Source organism: Komagataeibacter sp. FXV3 (genome assembly GCF_015155755.1).
Lineage (GTDB): Bacteria > Pseudomonadota > Alphaproteobacteria > Acetobacterales > Acetobacteraceae > Komagataeibacter.
In genome coordinates this window covers 1-2,047 of the sequence record NZ_VWPI01000034.1, presented here as the reverse complement: position 1 = coordinate 2,047, position 2,047 = coordinate 1, and the positions used below count along the sequence as shown (strand labels likewise).

Annotated in this window: 2 protein-coding genes; both read left to right on the top strand. The window is 41.2% G+C overall.

Annotation, left to right across the window (positions count from 1 at the left end):
* The first annotated feature begins 102 nt into the window (after positions 1 to 102).
* The gene (locus F1542_RS03240) at positions 103 to 1,425 is read left to right on the top strand and encodes a hypothetical protein (protein WP_193731789.1); all 1,323 of its coding nucleotides are present in this window, start codon (positions 103 to 105) and stop codon (positions 1,423 to 1,425) included.
* 221 nt (positions 1,426 to 1,646) lie between these two features.
* Positions 1,647 to 1,967 carry an FAD-dependent monooxygenase gene (locus F1542_RS03235; protein ID WP_408886223.1) on the top strand — a complete coding sequence of 107 codons (321 nt, stop codon included), beginning with the start codon at positions 1,647 to 1,649 and terminating at the stop codon, positions 1,965 to 1,967.
* The last annotated feature ends 80 nt before the right edge of the window (positions 1,968 to 2,047 follow it).

The window sequence follows — 2,047 nt, the reverse complement described above, 5'->3', positions numbered from 1 at the left end:
TATCGCAGTCCTTCCCGGCTATGTTCACGTCGGGCAATACCAGTCCATGTCACCATTCACTCCATCTCTTCGTAAAGACGGATGAATCACAACAGGCTGGTATTGTTCAAAAACTTTCGGATCGGGCACTTAGAGGCTTCTAATATAAAGTTCGATATTTATGTTACAGATAAAGAAAACAATACTACCTTTTTGGAAAATCAATCTGCCCGCTACAAATGGCCCCATGATGAAATTAGTGCGAGCAGAGATTTAAGAAAAATACGCGAACTGCAGACAGACGCACTAAAAAATGGGAAAGACCCATCAAAAATAATAGAGAAATTTTCGAATTCAAACGGAGTTTATGAAATACTTTCAAGCGTTGATTTAATAAATATATTAAAAACTAAAGATGAATATAGCGACCTAGTAGAGAAATATAATATATCTTCTTATGGGTATTTTGTATATTCAACTTCTGTTTGGGATCAAATTAATGATTCTAAAGCGCAATTACGTAAGGGGTATCGTGTCCTAAAAGGTGGGTTACAACTATCCAATAACGGAATGGTCCAAGGAGATATGATAACAATTCCTTTGACTAAAAGTATCGGACACCAAAACCAAGCTCACATTGTCATTCACTTTGAAGGGGCTGATCCAGATTTAGGCCGCAAAGGTTTCCAGCCAGAACTTAGAGATCTTGCAGAACGAATTGCTGTAATTATGGTACGCAGATTAACTGATAGAAGAAGTCTACTTAAAAATGATTCAGGTGCCAAGCCTGAAATTGAGAAACAAAAAGCCATTCATGAGTGGGTTCGAGATCAGGAAAAACACGAAGAAGAATTTCCATTGGTGCTAAAAAATAAGAATTTTTTTCTTCCTACAAAAAAAATATCTATACAATCAGTCCCTGTATCCGAGCAAGACGTGATAGTTTTATTTAATCAATTAATAGCTGGTGGAGTAATAAGAGGTATTAGATTATTAGCCACTTCTCAAACTGCCCAATATGACGGAATATTCCGTTTTATATCAGAAGAGCCTTTAGAGAATATTATTTTCAATAAGGATAGTAACCCATTAGGAATCGAAGAAGAGCAATGCACAAAAGTCTATTTAGGGCCTCCACAAATATTAGAATATAAATTCTCATTAGATGGTTTAATTCACGAATTTGAATCTGAAATAAAAGATGAAAAAGATATAAATCTTGCTATATTCTGGGACATGGGTTCTGAGTATAAAAGAAACTATAATATTATATCTCTGATCGACTTGGAAAACGTTCATCAACGACACCATCATGGAATAACGCACATTATAAAATCAAACACATCTCGGTTTTATGCTATATGCTTAAAAGAATTAATTGATTTTCTAAATGATATTGATGGTTGTCAAAGTTTCCAGCAAAGCCAATATGGCATCGATATCTAAGTTTTGCGCTACCTGCCGAGAAACTCGTTGACCTGCGACAAGAACGGATATTACACGTGAGGGGGGGCGGAAAACTTGATTTTTAGCAACTCTCTTGTGAATTTTTCTCTCGTGTATGAATGTGGGCGGCAGAATGAAGCAATTGGGTTTCTTTGATGTTGAAGAGCGCCTGGCTCGACTAAGCGCGCTCGGCGATCAGCTCTAAGCATTCCCGATCATGAATATCCTGCTTCCGCAGTTTTCCCTGTCACCCTGACAGAAACGGAACGCGCTGGAACACTCCGCATCCTTCCGGCGTTCACGCGATGGCCGTTGTCCACAGGTCCGGACAATGCCTTTGCCTTCGGATGGAAACCATGTCGAAGCCCGTTCTTGTTGTCGGTGCGGGACCTGTCGGCCTGACCATGGCCGCTGGACTGGCCCGGTATGGCACGCCTGTCAGGGTTGTTGACAGGCTGCCGGTGCGCACCATCCAGTCCCGTGCGCTGGCCATCTGTAACCGGCCGCTTAAGGCCGCCATTAATCATGCGGCCTGTTTGTGAAGATCTGTGAGAGGTTGCCAGTTCCATGGCAACAGTTCATGGAGCCGGTTGATCTTGTGCTCGTTGATACGGGCCAGGAC